The sequence below is a fragment of the Pseudomonas rhodesiae genome (assembly GCF_007858255.1).
Lineage (GTDB): Bacteria > Pseudomonadota > Gammaproteobacteria > Pseudomonadales > Pseudomonadaceae > Aquipseudomonas > Aquipseudomonas rhodesiae.
Map to the genome: position 1 here is coordinate 262,949 of NZ_VFEU01000006.1, position 17,557 is coordinate 280,505.

Consider the following 17,557-nt stretch of genomic DNA (forward strand, 5'->3'; position numbering starts at 1 on the left):
GCGGATGGCGGTAGATAACTGGGGGCGCCCGTTGACAGCAGACACATGGGGCGTTGTTTAATCGAGCGTCTGGATTCTTGTTGTCTCTTCCAATTCTAAAATCGGAGCTACAGATGTCTGCCCAGTCCCCGATCGTCGACAGTCCCCATACCCTTATCGGCTTCACCGAACTGGTGGCGTTGCTGCACAGGGTGTTCGTCCAGCACGGCACGTCGCCGGAAGTGGCCGCGATCCTTGCGCACAATTGCGCCAGTGCCGAACGCGACGGCGCCCATAGCCACGGCATCTTCCGTATCCCCGGTTACCTCAGCACCCTGGCCAGCGGCTGGGTCGACGGCAAGGCCATTCCGGTGGTCACGGATGTGGCGTCCGGTTTTGTGCGGGTGGATGCCGGCAATGGGTTCGCCCAGCCGGCACTGGCGGCGGCCCGGCCACTGCTGGTGAGCAAGGCGCGCAGTGCCGGCATCGCCTTGCTGGCGATTCACAATTCTCATCACTTCGCGGCGCTGTGGCCGGATGTCGAGCCGTTCGCCGAAGAGGGGCTGGTGGCGCTGAGCGTGGTCAACAGCATGACCTGCGTGGTGCCCCACGGCGCCGATCGCCCGTTGTTCGGCACCAACCCTATTGCGTTCGCGGCGCCGCGCGCCGACGGCCCGCCGATTGTCTTCGACCTGGCCACCAGCGCCATCGCCCATGGCGACGTGCAGATCGCCGCGCGCAAGGGCGAACGTTTGCCGCCGGGCATGGGGGTGGACAGCCTCGGTCAGCCCACCACCGATCCCAAGGCCGTGCTGGAAGGCGGTGCGCTGTTGCCGTTCGGCGGGCACAAGGGCTCGGCGCTGTCGATGATGGTCGAGCTGCTGGCGGCGGCCCTGACCGGCGGGCACTTTTCCTTCGAATTCAACTGGGCCGAACACCCTGGCGCGCGTACGCCATGGACCGGGCAACTGTTGATTGTTATCGACCCGAGCAAAACCGCCGGGCAAAGTTTTGCCGAGCGCAGCCAGGAACTGGTGCGGCAGATGCATGCCGTAGGGTTGCGGCGGTTACCGGGGGATCGGCGCCATCGCACTCGGGCGAAGTCGCTGGGGCAGGGGGTTGAAGTGGAACTTCAGGCGTTGAATCAGTTGCGTGACTGGGCCAACTGATATTGAAACGCCGCTGCGTGGCAGCGGCGCGACGGGCGACGTTTAGTTGCGACGACCCAGCAACAGGCCAACCACCAGGCCGAAGCCTGCCGAGATGGCGACGGTCTGCCACGGGTGGCCACCGATATAGGTTTCGGTCGCATCGACCATCGGTTGGGTGCGCTCACGTACGTTGGTCACGGAGTCCATGGCTTGTTTGAGCTTCAGGGCGACCTGCTCACGCAGGGTCTCTCCTTCTTCGCCCACCAGGTTGGCGCTGCTCTTGAGCAACTTGTCGGACTCTTCGATCAGCGCGGCGAGCTCACTGAAAGCTTGGTCCTTGATTTGGTCGGCGGCGGTTTGCGCGGCGGTTTTGCGGGCCATGGGGTGACTCCTTGCAAGTGAATGTAACAGTGAACAATGGAGTACCCGGCGCCCTTAAAAGTTGCTTTTTTTTTGCTGGGGCGCAGTGCCGGGCAAAATCCGAATCAGGAAATTTCGACCTACAGTGTAAGATGCCACCTATTTGTGCAGCAGGTAATTCAACATGAGCTTCAATCTCGCCAACAAGACCCTCGCCGAACGCGCCGAGCTGGAAGATGAAAAGTCGCGCCTCTACGACCTGTGGCAAACCAATCTGGGCAAGGCCAAGGGCGAAGCCGCGCGGTTGTTCGGCGAGCGCGCTAAGCGCAAGGGCAAATGGGCCGAGTGGGTCCGTGCGGAACTGGACGGCATGTCGCCGCCGGAGTTTTCCAACATGGTGCGCAGCGAAGTCAACAAACTGATGGCAGCAGCTAAGTAAAGCTCGCCACAATCGCTTCGCGGACTTTCAGCAACATCGGATCGAGCTGAGCCTGGGTGCGCCATCCCAGTTCCACCGGGTAGCGCGGCAGCGCCAACGGGCAGCTCAGCACGCGCAGGCCGGTCATCTCGGCAATGGCCTGCGCCGCATGTCCGGGGATGGTGGCAACGGCCTGGCTGCCTTTGAGTAGAAACGGCAGCGCGGCGAAGTGGCTGGTGGAGGCGCACACATGGCGGCTCAGCCCCTGCGCCGCCAGCCCCTCGTCGGTGATCCCGATAAACCCGCCGGACGACACCAGCACATGGGCGCGGCGCACAAACTCATCCAGGTCGATACTTTGCTGACCGGGCGCCAGGCTGTCCGGGTCCACCAGGCAGCGGTAATCCCCTTCGCCCAACACCTGTCGGCTTAACCGGCCCTGGGCAAAACCGCCGGCGGTGATCGCCAGGTCCAGTGTGCGGTCGAGCAGCGCGCCGGCGACAATCTGGCTATGGGTCTGGCGAAAGATCACGCGCAATTGCGGCAGGCGTTGTGCGATCTGCGTCATCAACCGACGGCCATAGGCGATTTCAAAGTCATCGGACAAACCCACCACCACCGAACGCCCCTGGTACTGCTGATTGACCGGGTCGACCATGGCCAGGCTCTGGCGGCAACGGTCCAGTGCTTCACTGATCACCGGTTTGAGTTGGTTGGCCCGCAACGTCGGCGCCAGGCCACGACCGGTGCGCACAAACAACGGGTCGCCGTACACCTGGCGCAAGCGCCGCAGCCCAGCGCTGATGGCCGATTGGGTCACGCCCAGGCGCAAGGCGGCGCGGCTGGCGCTGGACTCGTCATGGAGTGCTTCGAAGGTTTTGAGCAGGTTCAGATCGACCTGGGCGATATTCATTTGGCTCATATCATTCAGTACTGAAGTGGGCTTTATTCATGATCCGGGATGGCGGGAGAATGGGCAACCCCCAGCCAATCATCGGAGTGAACGTTATGCCTATTTCTACCGTCGCGGCCTTGCAAATCGGCTCCCTACCGGGCGGCAAGGCCGACACCCTGGAACAGATCCTCGGTTATGAAGACCAGATCCGCCGCAGCGGCGCGCAATTGGTGGTGATGCCCGAGGCGCTCCTCGGTGGCTACCCCAAAGGCGAAGGGTTCGGTACGCAACTGGGTTATCGCCTGCCCGAAGGCCGCGAAGCCTTCGCCCGTTACTTTGCCAATGCCATCGATGTACCTGGCGCGGAAACCGACGCCCTGGCCGGGTTATCGGCGCGCACGGGCGCCAGCCTGGTGCTGGGCGTGATCGAGCGCAGCGGCAATACCTTGTACTGCACGGTGCTGTATTTCGAACCCGCCGGCGGCCTGGTGGCCAAGCACCGCAAACTGATGCCTACCGGCACCGAGCGGCTGATCTGGGGCAAGGGTGACGGTTCCACCTTGCCGGTGATCGATGCCGCGGTGGGCCGTATCGGCGGCGCGGTGTGCTGGGAAAACATGATGCCGCTGCTGCGCACCGCGATGTACGCCAAGGGCGTGGAAGTCTGGTGTGCACCCACCGTGGACGAGCGCGAGATGTGGCAGGTGAGCATGCGCCATGTAGCCCATGAAGGCCGCTGTTTCGTGGTCAGCGCTTGCCAGGTGCAGGCGTCGCCCGAAGCCCTCGGCGTGAAGATTGCCAACTGGCCTTCTGACCGCCCGTTGATTGCAGGCGGCAGCGTGATTGTCGGCCCTATGGGCGACATCCTGGCCGGGCCGCTGGTGGGCGAAGCGGGGCTGCTGACGGCGCAGATTGATACCGACGACCTGGTGCGCGCGCGGTATGACTACGACGTGGTGGGGCATTACGCACGGCCGGATGTGTTCGAGCTGGTGGTGGATGAACGCGCCAAACCCGGCGTGCGCTATATCACGGACTGAAGCAGTGGCGGGAAGGCTGGGGAGGGCTCGTCCCGATGGCGCAGAGCCAGCCAGTCGATATGTTGACTTTGCCACTGCCATCGGGAGCAAGCTCCCTGCCACAGGGGGGCTGTGTGCGTCCAAATTTGCCCATGGGCCAACATGTGGGAGGGGGCTTGCCCCCGATGGCGGGGTATCGGTCGGTTGCGCAGGCTTTACCACGTCGCGCCGTTAGGCATATCCAACGTACCCCGGTCAACGAAACGCATGGTGCCGAACAGCCCCCCGGCCAGTTTGCCCCGCAGCACATAGGGCAGGTTGTTCAAACTCTGGGTCTGGCTCAGGCCCAGGGTTTGACGCAACACCGAAAATGCCGAAACGCTGACCGGCACCGTCAGAACGGTCTCCGAGAAGCGTGGGATGCTGCCGGCCTGGTCGCTCACGCCTGAGGCCAACGGCCGGCCGTTGACTTCCAGATCGAGAGCCACGCCGTTGTAATCAATCGCCGTTTCGTTGGGGTTCTGCACCCGCAGTTTGACGGCGAAGCGCACTTCCAGATCCTGGCTTTGCAGCGGTTCGATGCCCACCACGTTGATGTTCACCGGGTCGCGGTTCGGAAACAGCGCGCAGGCGCTCAGGGTCAGTAGCAGCAGCGATAACACCATGAGCTTGCGCATGTGAGGGCTCCTAGTTCGTGACGTCCGGGTCTTGCATCACCTTGAGGGTAGAGGACTCCGGATCGAATTCATCTTCTTCCAGCTCTATGAACTCTTCGGGCAGGAAAATGTTCAGCAGGATGGCACAGAACGCTCCTACGGTGATCGGCGATTCGAAGATGTTATGCAGCGCCTTGGGCAACTCGCGCAGCACTTCCGGCACGGCGGCGACGCCCAGGCCCATGCCCAGGGAGATCGCCACGATCAGGACGTTGCGCCGGTGCAGGCCGGCCTCGGCGAGGATCTTGATACCGGCCACCGCCACGGTGCCGAACATGATCAGCGTGGCGCCGCCCAGCACCGGTTTGGGCATCAGTTGCAGCACCGCGCCGATCATGGGGAACAGCCCCAGCAGCACCAGCAGGCCGGCGATGAAGTACGCCACATAGCGGCTGGCCACGCCGGTCAGTTGGATCACCCCATTGTTCTGGGCAAAGGTCACCATCGGCAGGCTGTTGAACGTGGCGGCCATCGCCGAGTTGAGGCCGTCGGCCAGCAGGCCGGACTTGATGCGTTTGATATACAGCGGGCCCTTGACCGGCTGCTGGGAAATCATCGAGTTGGCGGTCAGGTCGCCGGCGGCTTCCAACGGCGAAATCAGGAAGATCACCGCCACTGGAATAAACGCCACCCAGTCGAACGAAAACCCGTACTTGAACGGCACCGGTACGCTGATCAACGGCACCTGGGGCAGCGCCGCCATATCGACGCGGCCCAGCCACCAGGCCACCACAAAGCCCAGGGTCAGGCCGATCACGATCGAACCCAGGCGCAGGAACGGGTTATTGAAGCGGTTGAGCACCACGATGGTCAGCAACACCAGGGCCGCCAGGCCCATATTGCCGGCCGCGCCGAGGTCGCTGGCGCCGAAGCCGCCGGCCATGTCGGTGACGGCCACCTTGATCAAGGACAGGCCCATCAAGGTGATGATGGTGCCGGTCACCACCGGGGTGATGAGTTTGCGCAGTTTGCCGATGAACTGGCTGAGCACCACTTCGATAAACGCTGCAAAGAAGCAGATGCCGAAGATCGTCGAGAGAATTTCATCGGTGCCGCCGCCGCGGGCCTTGACCATAAAGCCGGCGCTGAGAATCACGCTGATAAACGAAAAACTGGTGCCTTGCAGGCACAGCAAGCCCGAGCCGATGGGGCCGAACGTACGCGCTTGGACAAAGGTGCCCAGGCCCGAGACGAACAGCGCCATGCTCACCAGGTACGGCACTTCGCTTTCCAGGCCGAGTACACCGCCGACGATCAGGGTCGGGGTGATGATGCCGACAAAACTGGCCAGCACATGCTGCAGCGCAGCGAAGATCGCCGCGCTGAAGTGCGGACGGTCTTCCAGGCCGTAGATCAGGTCGGATTTATAGCGGGGGCGGGGGGCTTGAGCGTCAGACAAAATATGGGCTCGGGTCGGAAAAGGGAGGCGCAGGATGCCAGAAAGCGCCGATGCTCAGAAGTGTAAAAAAATATTTATAAGCGCCCTGCATAAATTCCCAATCCTTGCCGATACTGCTTACAGGCCCACCTATTAAAAACAACAGTGGCGTCCAAGGTCAGGCAGCGCGTTGCCGCTGATTGATCGTTTCGCGGCAGGGATTGCGCGCAGGCACTCACTTCGAGAACACGTCTATGTCGCTTCGTCATTTGAATATCGCCCCTCGCGCTTCGCTGGGTTTCGCCTTTATCGCGTTGTTAGTGGTGCTGTTGGGTGGGTTCGCGGCCAACCGTATGACCTTGATTCGTCAAGCATCGGTGGACATGAATACCAATCAACTGCCCAGTGTGACCTTCCTGGGGCAGGTGACCGAGAACGTGTTGCGCATGCGCATTCTGTCGTTTCGCGTATTGGTCAACCGCGAACCTGCGGCGCTCAAGGAAGCCGAAACCCGCATTGGGGTGTTGGTCGACAAGGCCAAGACGGCCCAGGCCGCCTACGCGGCTTTGCCTGCAGGACCGGATGAAGCGGCGCTGTTCAAGACGTTCTCCAGCACGCTGGACAACTATCTGAAAGCCCAGGCCGATATGCTCAGCCTGTCCCGGGACGGCAAGGTCGAAGAAATGCGCACCCTGATCAACACCCGGATCAAGGACGGCACCGACCAGATGGGCGAGCAACTGAACAAACTGATTGCGATGAACGGCGCGGCGGCCAAGCAAGCCAATGATGTAGCGGGCCAGAGCTATAACAGCGCCATCACCGGCATTGTGGTGGTCTCGGTCGCCGCCGCACTGTTGACGGTGCTGCTGGCCTGGCTGCTGACCCGCAGCATCGTCACGCCGCTGCGCAAAGCCGTGCAGGTGGCCGAGACCATCGCCGGCGGCAACCTTAGTGGCATGATTGAGGACGACGGCAAGGACGAGCCGGCACGCCTGCTCGGCGCGTTGTCCACCATGCAGACCAACCTGCGCCAGACCATCCGGCATATCGCCGGCTCGGCCACTCAACTGGCCTCGGCGGCTGAAGAGTTGAGCGCGGTCACCGAAGAAGCCTCCCGCGGCCTGCAGCAACAGAACGACGAAATCGACCAGGCCGCCACGGCGGTCAATGAGATGACCGCCGCGGTGGAAGAAGTGGCGCGCAACGCGGTTTCTACTTCCGAAGCCTCGCGCCAGTCCAACCAGGCGGCGCGCGAAGGTCGCGACCGCGTGGTGCAAACCGTCGACGCGATCCAGACCATGACCCACGACGTGCAAAGCACCGCTGTGATGATCGAGGGTCTGGCCACCCAGGGGCGTGACATCGGTAAGGTGCTCGACGTGATCCGCGCGATTGCCGAGCAGACCAACCTGCTGGCCCTCAACGCCGCGATCGAAGCGGCCCGCGCCGGTGAGGCCGGGCGCGGTTTTGCGGTGGTGGCCGACGAAGTTCGGGCCTTGGCCCATCGCACCGCGCAGTCGACCCAGGAGATCGAGAAAATGGTCGCCGGCATCCAGAATGGTACCGGCGAGGCCGTGCAATCGATGCAGCAGAGCAATCAGCGCACCCAGGACACCCTGGAAATGGCGCGCGCCGCCGGCGTGGCGCTGGAGCAGATCACCCAGTCCATCAGCCTGATCAACGAGCGCAACCTGGTAATCGCCAGCGCCTCGGAAGAACAGGCCCAGGTGTCCCGCGAAGTGGACCGCAACCTGGTCAATATCCGCGACCTGGCGTCCCAGTCCACCTCCGGCGCCAACCAGACCAGCGCCGCCAGCCATGAACTGTCGCGCCTGGCGGTGGACTTGAACGCGATGGTGGCCAAGTTCGTGATCTGACGCCGCTCTGTGGGAGGTGGCAAGCCCCCTCTCACAGGTGATCTGTGTTTGCCTTCGGTGTGGCTATTGCTTCCAGGCGGTCGGGTTGACCAGGTTTTTCGGCTTCTCGCCCGCCAGGGCGGCCAACAGATTATCCACCGCACAGGTGGCCATCGCCTCGCGTGTTTCGTGGGTCGCCGAGCCGATGTGGGGCGTGGCCACTACGTTATTCAACCGCAGCAGCGGCGAGCTGTGATCCAGCGGTTCCTTCTCGAACACATCCAGCCCCGCCGCGCGGATCGTGCGTTGCTGCAACGCCTCGATCAGCGCCGCTTCGTCCACCACTTTGCCGCGGGAAATATTGATAAAGATCGTGTCCGGGCCCATCAGCGCGAACTGCTCGGCGCCGATCAGCTTTTCGGTCTCGGCGGTGAGCGGCAGGGTCAGGCAGACAAAATCGGCCTGTTGCAGCAAGTCTTCAAGGCTGCGGTACTGCGCGCCGAAGCGCTCTTCGACCCGTGGCTTGGGCGAGTGGCTGTGGTAGAGCACCGGCATGCCGAAGCCGAAATGCCCGCGCTGGGCCAGGGCTTCGCCGATGCGGCCCATGCCGATGATGCCCAGGGTCTTGCCGTGCACATCGCTGCCGAAATGCGCCGGGCCAATGTTCTTATGCCATTGCCCGGCGCGAACCATATCGGCCAGCTCCACCACGCGGCGGGCGCTGGCCAGGATCAGCGCGAAGCCGGTGTCGGCGGTGGTTTCGGTGAGTACGTCCGGGGTGTTGCTGAGCAGGATGCCGCGTCGGGTGAGGTAGTCGATGTCGTAGTTGTCGACCCCCACGGAAACGCTGGCCACCGCTTCCAGTTGCGGCGCCAGGTCCAGCAAGTGCGCGTCCAGGCGCAGGCTGGCGCCCAGCAGGCCATGGGCGTTCGGCAGGGCGTCGCGCAGCTTGGCCAGGCCTGTGTCATCCAGAGCTTCGATCAGGGTGACGTCCACCTGCTCGTGCAGGCGCGCCATCAGCGGCGCGGAGAGTTTTTTGTACAGCACCACAGACTTTTTCATTGGGCTTTTACCTTCAATTCAAGGGGGGGCAATGGCGCGCGTTGACGGTCGCTGGCGCCGGGCTTGAGGAAAATCGTCAGCACCACCGACAGCATCAGCGCGCCGCTCATCAAGAGGTACGAGGCGCCAGGCGAGCCGGTGCTGCTGTTGAGGTAACCCACCAGGTACGAGCCGCCGAACGAGCCGAGGGCGCCCATGCTGTTGATCAGCGCCATGGCGCCGCCGGCGACGTTGGCCGGCAGGATTTCCGGCACGATGGCGAAGAACGGGCCGTAAGGCGCATACATGCACGCCCCGGCAATCACCAGTAGGGTGTAAGACCACCAGAAATGTTCGGCGCCGAGCACGTAGGAGGCATAGAACGCAATGGAGGCGATCAGCAGCGGTGGCCACACAAAGCGTTTACGTTTTTGCAGCTTGTCCGAGCCCCAGCTCACCAGCAGCATGCCGATCACCGCCGCCAGGTAAGGCAGTGCCGACAGCCAGCCGGCCTCGACCATGTCCATCTGCAAGCCTTGTTTGAGGATCGACGGCAGCCACAACACAAACCCGTACACCCCGATGCTCCAGCAAAAGAACTGCAAGGCCAGGATGATCACCTTGGGTGAGCGGAAGGCTTCGGCGTAGTTCTTCACTGCCTTGATGCCGACCTGTTCGGCGGCCAGGGCAGTTTCCAGTTCCTGCTTTTGCCCGTCGCTCAGCCAGGTGGCGTCCTTGGGACGTTCATCGGCCAGCTTCCACCAGATAAACGCCCACAGCACCGCCGGCAGGCCCTCGATGATAAACATCCAGCGCCAGCTGAAATGCTGCACCAGGTAGCCCGACACCACCGACATCCACAACATGGTCACCGGGTTGCCGAGGATTAGAAAGGTATTGGCCCGCGAGCGTTCGGCGCGGGTGAACCAGTGGCACAGGTACACCAGCATCGCCGGCATCACTGCCGCTTCCACCACGCCGAGCAGAAAGCGGATGGCGACCAGCATATAGGCGTTGGACACCACGCCGGTGAGGGTGGCCAGGCCGCCCCACAGGATCAGGCTGACAAAAATCAGTTTCTTGACGCTGCGCTTTTGCGCATAGATCGCCCCCGGCACCTGGAAGAAAAAGTAGCCGAGGAAGAACAGCGCTCCCAGCAGTGACGACATGCCGGGGGTGATCATCAGGTCTTCGGCCATCCCGGAGGCGGCGGCGAAGCCGTAGTTGGCGCGGTCCAGGTACGCCAGGCTGTAGGTGATAAACACGATAGGCATGATGTACCACCAGCGGCGGGTGGCGAGTTTCACGGTTTCCATGGGCTTGCTCCTGAGCTTGTTGTAGTTGTGGCAACAGGTAGTTGGGGGTCAGGCGACGGATCGACCGAGCAGTTCGGCGCGGGTGGGCAGGCCCTCCATGTCACCACGACTTTGCACGGCGCGGCTGCCGACCCAATTGCCGCGACGCACGGCCTCGGGGAAGCTGAGTTTTTCCAGCAGGGCACTGATCATGCCCACGGCAAAACCGTCGCCGGCACCCACGGTGTCGACGACTTTTTCCACCGGCACGGCGGCGATAAATCCTTGGTCCAGCTGGGTGCGGTAGTAGGCGCCGTCCGCACCGAGCTTGATCGCCACGGCTTCGGCACCCTGGTCGAGGTAGAACGCGGCAATGTCGGCCGGGTCATCGAAACCGGTGAGCAAGCGACCTTCGCCCAGGCCCGGCAAAACCCAGTCGGCCAGGCCGGCGAGGGCGTTGACCTCGGCAATCATCTGCGCCTGGCTGGCCCATAGCGAAGGGCGCAGGTTGGGATCGAACGACACGCTGTGCCCGGCTTGGCGCATTTGCGTCATTAGCGCGCGGGACAGCTCGCCGGTGGCTGCGGATAACGCTGGCGGGATCCCGGTGGCATGCAGATGGCGGGCCTGTAGCAGCGCGGGACTGATGTCGGCGACGGACAGATGGCTGGCGGCGGAGCCCTTGCGGAAATATTCCACCTGGGGATCGGCACCGGCTTCTTCGCGGGATTTGAATTGAAACCCGGTGGGGTGCAGCGGGTCGACGGCCACGTGCCGGCAGTCCAAGCCTTCGCGGCTGAGGGTATCCACCACAAAGCGGCCCAGGGAATCGTCGCCCACCCGGCTCAGCCAGGCCACGTTGAAGCCCAGCCGCGACAGGCCGATGGCGACGTTGCTGTCGGCCCCGGCGATGCGTTTGTGAAACTGGCTGACCTGGGCCAGGTCGCCGGTATGTTCGGCGACGAACATCGCCATGGTTTCCCCAAACGACAACACATCGATCTCAGACATGGGCGTTCTCCGCGAGAGGTTGGCCAAGCACGGCGAGGCTGGCGACCTGGCGTGCGGTGACATCGAGCAGGTCGTCGCCTTGCAGCGGAAATTCCACTGCCCGTGTAATGCCTTGAGTCATGTGGGAGAGCAGTTGTTCCCACTGATGCAAATCGGTGGCGCCAGGCGGCAGCGCCACCAGCTTGCCGTCCGCGCGACGGCTCACGGCCTTGCAGTGCAGGTAGTCCACATGCCGGCCCAGCAGGCGCGCGGCGGTAAGGGCGGACTGGTCCTGCCATTGCCAGTTGCCGATATCGAAGGTCATTTTGATTGGCAGACCCAAGCGTTCGACTTCGCTGAAAAAGCGTTGCATGGGTTCGATACGGCCGCCGTGCAGGGTCTGGTCGTTTTCCACCAGCAAGCGCACCGGGTGACGCCGCAGCAGTGCGTGCAGGCTTTCCAGGTCGTTGGTGTCGGTGAAGTAGCCCAAGGAGACTTTCAGCCAGCGCGCGCCGAAGGCCTGGGCGCGATCCAGCGTTGCGCTCAGTTCAGCATTCGGCTGGGCGCGACCGGCGACCCACAGTTCCAGCGGCGATGAAAACACCGCTTCCAGGCCCAATGCCGCGACGGCCTGGGCCAGCTCGGCGGGTTGCTCGACGGTCAGCAGTTCTTCACGCCACTCGATGCGCCGCGCGCCGGCCTGGGCCAGCAATTGGACGAAACTCAACTGGCCTTGCTGGCGCACCAGCTCGGCGCCGTAGCTGGAGAGGCTGATGGAAACGGGGTATGTGTGCATTGTTTTTGTCCCTCTGAAACCGGTTTCATTTTTGTTCAAAAAAAACACTCATCCCTGTCGGCGCGTGGTGGAGCCGCGGATGATGAGTTGGGGCAGGAAATCCAGGGTGCGGGTCGGCTCGGTGTCGCCGCGCAAGCGCTTGAGCAGGCAGTCGAACGCGCTGGCGCCGATGGCTTCGGTGGGTTGGGCGAGGGCGGTGATGCCGTTGCCTACCAGCGGGTACCAGTCCAGGTCATCCAGGGCGATCAGGCCGATGTCGTCAAATAGGTGGCAGCGCAAATTCTTGAGCGCGCGGGTGCAGGCCAGCGCAGCAACGCCGTTGGCGCAGAACAACGCCTTGGGGCCCGGCGTGGCGAGAAAATTGCGCAGGTGGGTTTCAAGGGCGTCGTCCAGCTCCAGCACGGCGCCGCGCAACGCCGGGCGGCGGGCGATCTCGGCTTTGAAACTGGCCAGGCGCTCCAGGCGCGAGCTGGTGCCATCGGTGGCTTCGCTGACCAGCAGCAAGTCGCGGTAGCCCTGTTGTTCCAGGTGCTCCACCGCCATGTGCACCGCCGCCGGGTTGTCCAGCCCCACCAGGTCGCTGTGCAGCGGCTCGACCTTGCGGTCCACCAGCACCAGGGGCATTTCCCGTTGCAATTCCAGCAGTTGGTCGATGTGATGGCCGAGGGTGTTCACGATCAGGCCTTCGATGTTGTACGAGCGCAGGGCCGCCAGGTGCTGGCGCTCCTGCTCATCGTCGCGGTCGGTGTTGCACACCACCAGGCTGTAGCCATGCTGGCGGCAGGCGGTTTCGACGCCGTGCATCACCGCAATGGAATAGGGGTTGCGAATATCCGCCACCAGCATACCGATCAGGCGCGTGCGGCCACGTTTAAGGCCACGGGCCATCTGGTTGGGACGGTAGCCGAGTTGGTCGATAGCCTGCTCGATGCGCAGGGCTATGGCATCCGAGAGCAGGGCGCGATCTTCACCGATAAAACGCGAGACGCTGGCCTTGGACACGCCGGCGTGTTGGGCAACATCGAGCATAGTCACGCGGCTGCGTTGGGCGGCGGAGAATGAAGTCACGGTGTTGGACCTTTTTATTGGAGTCGAGGGATTCAGAAGCGCTGATGCAAGGCGTTGAAACCGGTTTCAGGAAACACCATTACCGACCGTCCCGTCAAGGGCGTTTGTCCAACCCGTTCAACTGAAGAATCAGACGAGCGGAACGTGATACCTGTTACTTCTGACAGTATCCGTACCGAATATTTGAGCGCTTAATTCTTGCCAGGACTCTCGTGAGGAAATTGAAAATGGCCCGCTCATCAAAACCATTTACACCACCCGGGGTATTGTCTACCCGCGGAGGGGCGGCCAGGACACTGCCGAAATTCGATGAAGTAGTGGGCGTCGATCCTGATGATCCTGAAGGGTTGATACCCCTGGCGGTGTCGTTGAGCCCCCTTGAGTGTCGTATTCCCCAGTGGATACCTGGTCCCGGGGTCGGCAGGACCCATACCCTCACTCTGTGGTGGCGGGTGCGCGGCGTGGACGTCCAAGCGGACTCCGAGTCGTTTACCGGGCCGCTGAATCCGGCGCATTTTCCTTACCCTTTATATGTTCCTATCGATTTCATGCGGGAAATCGATGCGGAGGTGGAGGCTTTTTATACGGTGGCAGATCAGGGCGGTAGCCTGACGCCATCCCTCCCTTGGACATTGACGGTTGATAACAACCCGCCGAGGTTTCAGCATCCAGACGACAAGGCTCGCTTTGTCGACCCGGCAATAGAGTTGTCCGGTATCACCGAAGCCGTACTGGCAGCCAACCCGTTTATCGAGGTCGAGATACCGGCTTATGTCGGTCGAGCTGGCCGTGATCGCGTCGGGTATTACCTGAGCAATATCACGCCACCGTTTCCGCCCGTTCAGAAGGGCAGCCAGGAATTTCCGCTGGTCACCGACCCTTTGATTCTCAGCATTCCCGCCGAGCACTTTCGCGGCCTCATTAACGGCACCGCCTATTTGCAATACCGCTTATATGATCGCGCCGGAAACTTTACATTGGCGTTCAGTGCGCCGATGGATTTTCAGGTCAACCTCATTTCTGATCCTAGCAACTTGCCTCCGCCTGATATTCGTGTTCCGGCCTACCTTGATTCTCTGATCAAGCGTGACGATGCGCGTGCGATTGTCGCGGCGCGGATTCCGAGTCAGTACGACGATTTTGCGCCTGGCGACAGTGTGGTGATGATCTGGGACGGTCGTCCTGTATTGCCTGCGCAGCCTATTACCAGTTTCCCGTTTCCGGTGGATATACCCTGGGACATTTTGCGCGGTCCTGACCCTTTGGCACTTACCGAGGCGGACGTCAGGTATGAGATTCATCGCCCGGGGCGCCCACCGGTGCCGTCTCCATCAAGCTTTTTCTGGGTCAACTTGACCATCGCCGGGCAGGACCATGCCGATGCCCCCGCACTGCTCAATGCTACGCTGGCGTTGGTGGATGTGGTCGGTAAAGGTTCTGGCTTACACAATGAACTCGATTTTCGCGATGCTACTGCGGGCGCTGAGGTGTGGGTGCGTCTCTATCAGGACCCCATGCCGGGAGAACGGCTCGAACTGTATTGGAATGGCACAGGGCCCGTATCTCACTATGAAGTTCAGCCAGGGGATGTATTCGGCCAGTTGGTTCAGTTCACGGATGTGCCCGGTAACATCATTGTCGGCGGTGGCGATCGTCCGGACTTACCGGTTTATTACACCACCAGTAACCAAGTAAACGAACAACAGTCAGGCGATACTCTCGTCAATGTTCACGCCGCGCCGTTAATTCTATTTGATGCGCCGCTTATACAGCACAGCCTGCATGGCGGAGGTCAATACCTTACTTGTCAATCCCAACCTGCTATTTGTCACGGTGTGTATTGGTTTATACGCGATGACGTTCGGTTTCAAGCAGGTGATCAAATTCAGTTCTTCTGGCAAGGATTTTCAAAGTCTAATTGGGCGGACCCCATTGATGGCACGGACTTCACCGTGACTGTTAGTTATATAACGAACGGTCAAGCGATCAGGGTGTGGCCGTGGGATACGAAGATCGAGCCGATGCGCCGCTACGCGTCGGCGACTGCTGAGTTTTTCGTGTTTCGTGGAGGTCAAGTAGTTGGTCAATCTAAAGTGGGCTACGTACGAATCGATCGTGTATTCCCTGGTTCCGTAGAGCCTTGCCAACCTGGCGATGCCAACTTCTGTGAGTCATTGGACGATGAGTGCTCGGGCAGTAGTGGATGATTGATGGGGCGTAGTCTCAGCAATGTTATTTCAACAGTTTCTTATTTATAACTCGGTTATTGATTGCCTTTAGTTGCAGTTTTGCTTGGGTTTTTCAGTTATTGGATTAGATGCGGGAATATAAGCTTTCAGTGTAATTTCAAAGGTGTTGTCGGCAGTAAATATATAAGAGTGTTTACACGAAGAGGTGGCTAATATGAGAAAGAAAATTTCCAAAACTCCAGAGTCGGGTATGGCGGAAGAAGAGATTCCCATTGTATTGCCTGCTCCAATAATCACGGGGCTTGTCGATCCGGCGCAGTACGAGGGGCTGATATACAGGGAATACGCCGATCAAGAGGAATTGGTCGTGGAGATTCCAATGTGGTCCCCCGTCCCAACCCTGGCCAGCCGACCTGATACGTTTACTCTTTACATGGATGATACCGGTAATTTTCAGACCGGCTTGGTCATCCATGAACCTGTGCATTTTCCTGGCGTCGTGCCGGCAACTTATAAGACCAAGATCGCGAGGCGGCACCTGACTGAGGGCAGCCACAAGGTTACTTACAAGATCAGCCAGTTCTCCGGAAATGATTCAGGCTCGTCTGCATCGCCTTTGCTCGTTGACCGCACCGCGCCCTATGACAGTATTCCTGACGGGCCTCGGCGGTTGACGCTGCCGCCAGGATGGACGGGTAGTCTCACGCAAGCACTGCTGGATGCGAACCCCGGCGGCGTGCCATTTGGTATCCCGGCGTATGCCTCGGAAGGTTCACATATTGCTGACAGGTGGCGCTTGTCTTTCGGGGACTCGACCGAAATCCTCGCTGAGGGGCCGGTGTTCCCTGACATGGTGGTGCGCTTCACCCAGGCTTTGGCCGATGTGGGTGATGGGCCACGTAAGTTGGTGTATCGCCTCGTGGATGTGGCGGGGAATATCAGTGATCCTTCATTCGAACTGCCGATTTCGGTGGCGCTCAGGCCTGAGCCAGTATTGAACCCTCCCGGTGTAAGGGATGCGCTCTCGTTAACTGGCGTGGGTGATCGTCTGATTGATCGCTTCGATACCGCAGCGTCTTCTGGGATGTTTGTGATCATTCCGACCTATGACGCGGATCGCGCCATAGACCGACTGATTGTGCGGCTTACCACCATACACGGCGCGCGAGACGTGGGACCTTACCCGCTGGGGGGAGCGGCGCTGCCTTTCTCTTTCCATGTGGACTTTACGACGCTGGCCGCCTTGTATGGCACGAGCGTCGGACGCATCAACCTCAGAGTGGAATATGCGGTGGACCGAGCTGGAACGCTGCATTGGGTGCAGACAGCCACCAATATCGACTTGGAGCTTGAGGTGGGCGGTCCGGTCAACCCATGGGAACCTGACTTGATCAACCCCAATCTGCCGTTGCCGATTCTGACGGGACGAGGTTCAGGGTTGACCAATCAGTTGGATGAACGCGATTCAGAGATGGATGCCGACGTCGTGGTGCGCCTGTGGGCTGGTTCACCACCGCCTTCCGCGCAACCGCTCGATATCGTGCTGAAATACATGAACGACGAGGTCGATCGCAAGACGGTGGGGCCCAACCCCATGCCTGGGGATGAGATTTTTATGGTCGTGCCGTGGCCTTTCATCCGCAAGCATTCCAATAATCTAATCCCATTGCACTATGAAATTGTAATCAGTGGTACCCATAACCGAGCTTATTCGCCACACCAGGACATCAACGTCAATGCCAATGTGATTTCGTTTCTTAAACCCAGGGTTATCGGTGCCATACCTGAGGAGCCAGGCATACGTGGAGAAATCGTGTGCTCTACGTTGCAAGGGCCGGGTCGAGAGGTGCATGTCTTTGTGCCGACTCACCAAGACCTGCAGATTGGGATGATTGTTACAGTGAATTGGATCGGCTGCAGCGATGATGATGGCACCGTACCCATTCCCGGTGCGACCGGAACCTTCCCGTTCGGCCCGTTGAACTACGAGCAAACCAAATCGGGCTTTACTGTCGCTATCCGGCCCTATGAAGATTACGTAAAACCCATCAATCAGGCCGCTCTGGATCACGGATCGGTGCATATCACCTATTCCGTACCGATCTTAGGTGCTCCGACCCCCATCACCTCGGCCGAAGCCATCCTGTGGATGAGAGGTGTTCGGCCTGGTCCGGTCTACTGTGACGGTACACCCTGGCCAAGCGGAACGCTGGGCGGCTTATGATGAGACGAAAAAAGAGGAGCCCTGCTCCTCTTTTTTTCGGTTCAAACGTTGCTGAGTGGGCGTAACAAGCACAGATAAATCCTACATACCTATTCATTCCTGCTCACTAATCTGCGCCCCGTCATGACCTGGGCCTATCTCGCTTGGTGCCGGTCAATTCATTCCCATCCGGGAAGGTT

Annotated in this window: 15 protein-coding genes; 6 read left to right on the top strand and 9 right to left on the bottom strand. The window is 60.8% G+C overall.

The genetic code is table 11. The features are described from left to right. The first annotated feature begins 113 nt into the window (after nucleotides 1–113). Nucleotides 114–1,148: an Ldh family oxidoreductase gene (locus tag FIV35_RS11890; protein WP_034137942.1), complete on the top strand. Its 1,035-nt coding sequence runs from the start codon at nucleotides 114–116 to the stop codon at nucleotides 1,146–1,148. A gap of 42 nt (nucleotides 1,149–1,190) precedes the next feature. Here FIV35_RS11890 and FIV35_RS11895 read toward each other — a convergent pair whose 3' ends face one another. After that, nucleotides 1,191–1,511: an ElaB/YgaM/YqjD family protein gene (locus FIV35_RS11895; protein ID WP_034097086.1), complete on the bottom strand. Its 321-nt coding sequence runs from the start codon at nucleotides 1,509–1,511 to the stop codon at nucleotides 1,191–1,193. Between the two features lie 163 nt (nucleotides 1,512–1,674). Between FIV35_RS11895 and FIV35_RS11900 the strand changes: the two genes are divergently transcribed. Beyond that, nucleotides 1,675–1,929 (top strand): hypothetical protein, encoded by a 255-nt coding sequence (locus FIV35_RS11900; protein WP_003190904.1) that lies wholly within the window; start codon nucleotides 1,675–1,677, stop codon nucleotides 1,927–1,929. Here FIV35_RS11900 and FIV35_RS11905 read toward each other — a convergent pair. Next, a complete protein-coding gene (locus tag FIV35_RS11905; protein ID WP_034137943.1) occupies nucleotides 1,922–2,830 on the bottom strand; it encodes a LysR family transcriptional regulator in 909 nt (302 codons plus the stop codon). The two genes, FIV35_RS11900 and FIV35_RS11905, sit on opposite strands and share 8 nt — an antisense overlap. An 86-nt stretch (nucleotides 2,831–2,916) precedes the next feature. Here FIV35_RS11905 and FIV35_RS11910 point away from each other — a divergent pair, with 86 nt between their 5' ends. After that, nucleotides 2,917–3,843: a carbon-nitrogen hydrolase family protein gene (locus FIV35_RS11910; protein WP_034137944.1), complete on the top strand. Its 927-nt coding sequence runs from the start codon at nucleotides 2,917–2,919 to the stop codon at nucleotides 3,841–3,843. 194 nt (nucleotides 3,844–4,037) lie between these two features. Here the strand turns inward: FIV35_RS11910 and FIV35_RS11915 are convergent, their stop codons facing one another. Beyond that, entirely contained in the window at nucleotides 4,038–4,499 is a 462-nt protein-coding gene (locus FIV35_RS11915; protein ID WP_034137945.1) for an LEA/WHy family protein, read from the bottom strand. A gap of 10 nt (nucleotides 4,500–4,509) precedes the next feature. Beyond that, nucleotides 4,510–5,937 (bottom strand): nucleobase:cation symporter-2 family protein, encoded by a 1,428-nt coding sequence (locus FIV35_RS11920; protein WP_034097093.1) that lies wholly within the window; start codon nucleotides 5,935–5,937, stop codon nucleotides 4,510–4,512. Between the two features lie 233 nt (nucleotides 5,938–6,170). Here FIV35_RS11920 and FIV35_RS11925 point away from each other — a divergent pair, with 233 nt between their 5' ends. Then, nucleotides 6,171–7,796 carry a methyl-accepting chemotaxis protein gene (locus FIV35_RS11925; RefSeq protein WP_034137946.1) on the top strand — a complete coding sequence of 542 codons (1,626 nt, stop codon included), beginning with the start codon at nucleotides 6,171–6,173 and terminating at the stop codon, nucleotides 7,794–7,796. A gap of 63 nt (nucleotides 7,797–7,859) precedes the next feature. On the opposite strand, the gene FIV35_RS11930 is transcribed toward FIV35_RS11925, so the two are convergent. Genes FIV35_RS11930 through FIV35_RS11950 form a run of 5 tightly spaced genes read right to left on the bottom strand, consistent with a single transcriptional unit; the run spans nucleotide 7,860 to nucleotide 12,965 of the window. Further along, entirely contained in the window at nucleotides 7,860–8,837 is a 978-nt protein-coding gene (locus FIV35_RS11930) for a 2-hydroxyacid dehydrogenase (RefSeq protein WP_034137947.1), read from the bottom strand. Then, on the bottom strand, nucleotides 8,834–10,132 hold the full coding sequence (locus FIV35_RS11935; RefSeq protein ID WP_034137948.1) for an MFS transporter: 1,299 nt from the start codon (nucleotides 10,130–10,132) through the stop codon (nucleotides 8,834–8,836). The genes FIV35_RS11930 and FIV35_RS11935 overlap by 4 nt, the downstream gene beginning before the upstream one ends. 48 nt (nucleotides 10,133–10,180) lie before the next feature. Beyond that, on the bottom strand, nucleotides 10,181–11,122 hold the full coding sequence (locus FIV35_RS11940; protein WP_034137949.1) for a sugar kinase: 942 nt from the start codon (nucleotides 11,120–11,122) through the stop codon (nucleotides 10,181–10,183). Next, nucleotides 11,115–11,897: a sugar phosphate isomerase/epimerase family protein gene (locus FIV35_RS11945; RefSeq protein ID WP_034137950.1), complete on the bottom strand. Its 783-nt coding sequence runs from the start codon at nucleotides 11,895–11,897 to the stop codon at nucleotides 11,115–11,117. Before FIV35_RS11945 ends, FIV35_RS11940 begins: the two co-directional genes overlap by 8 nt. Nucleotides 11,898–11,945: 48 nt before the next feature. Next, a complete protein-coding gene (locus tag FIV35_RS11950; protein ID WP_034137951.1) occupies nucleotides 11,946–12,965 on the bottom strand; it encodes a LacI family DNA-binding transcriptional regulator in 1,020 nt (339 codons plus the stop codon). Between the two features lie 227 nt (nucleotides 12,966–13,192). Between FIV35_RS11950 and FIV35_RS11955 the strand changes: the two genes are divergently transcribed. Both FIV35_RS11955 and FIV35_RS11960 read left to right on the top strand, forming a co-directional pair. Further along, nucleotides 13,193–15,172, top strand: a complete 1,980-nt coding sequence (locus tag FIV35_RS11955) for a hypothetical protein (protein ID WP_052198949.1) — start codon at nucleotides 13,193–13,195, stop codon at nucleotides 15,170–15,172. Nucleotides 15,173–15,368: 196 nt separating this feature from the next. Continuing rightward, nucleotides 15,369–17,378, top strand: a complete 2,010-nt coding sequence (locus FIV35_RS11960; protein WP_083377877.1) for a hypothetical protein — start codon at nucleotides 15,369–15,371, stop codon at nucleotides 17,376–17,378. Nucleotides 17,379–17,557: the final 179 nt, after the last annotated feature.

Coding starts and splice junctions, on each gene's coding strand:
- FIV35_RS11890 (WP_034137942.1), top strand. CDS start 114: ATGTCTGCCCAGTCCCCGATCGTCGACAGTCCCCATACCCTTATCGGC.
- FIV35_RS11895 (WP_034097086.1), bottom strand. CDS start 1,511: ATGGCCCGCAAAACCGCCGCGCAAACCGCCGCCGACCAAATCAAGGAC.
- FIV35_RS11900 (WP_003190904.1), top strand. CDS start 1,675: ATGAGCTTCAATCTCGCCAACAAGACCCTCGCCGAACGCGCCGAGCTG.
- FIV35_RS11905 (WP_034137943.1), bottom strand. CDS start 2,830: ATGAGCCAAATGAATATCGCCCAGGTCGATCTGAACCTGCTCAAAACC.
- FIV35_RS11910 (WP_034137944.1), top strand. CDS start 2,917: ATGCCTATTTCTACCGTCGCGGCCTTGCAAATCGGCTCCCTACCGGGC.
- FIV35_RS11915 (WP_034137945.1), bottom strand. CDS start 4,499: ATGCGCAAGCTCATGGTGTTATCGCTGCTGCTACTGACCCTGAGCGCC.
- FIV35_RS11925 (WP_034137946.1), top strand. CDS start 6,171: ATGTCGCTTCGTCATTTGAATATCGCCCCTCGCGCTTCGCTGGGTTTC.
- FIV35_RS11930 (WP_034137947.1), bottom strand. CDS start 8,837: ATGAAAAAGTCTGTGGTGCTGTACAAAAAACTCTCCGCGCCGCTGATG.
- FIV35_RS11935 (WP_034137948.1), bottom strand. CDS start 10,132: ATGGAAACCGTGAAACTCGCCACCCGCCGCTGGTGGTACATCATGCCT.
- FIV35_RS11940 (WP_034137949.1), bottom strand. CDS start 11,122: ATGTCTGAGATCGATGTGTTGTCGTTTGGGGAAACCATGGCGATGTTC.
- FIV35_RS11945 (WP_034137950.1), bottom strand. CDS start 11,897: ATGCACACATACCCCGTTTCCATCAGCCTCTCCAGCTACGGCGCCGAG.
- FIV35_RS11955 (WP_052198949.1), top strand. CDS start 13,193: ATGGCCCGCTCATCAAAACCATTTACACCACCCGGGGTATTGTCTACC.
- FIV35_RS11960 (WP_083377877.1), top strand. CDS start 15,369: ATGAGAAAGAAAATTTCCAAAACTCCAGAGTCGGGTATGGCGGAAGAA.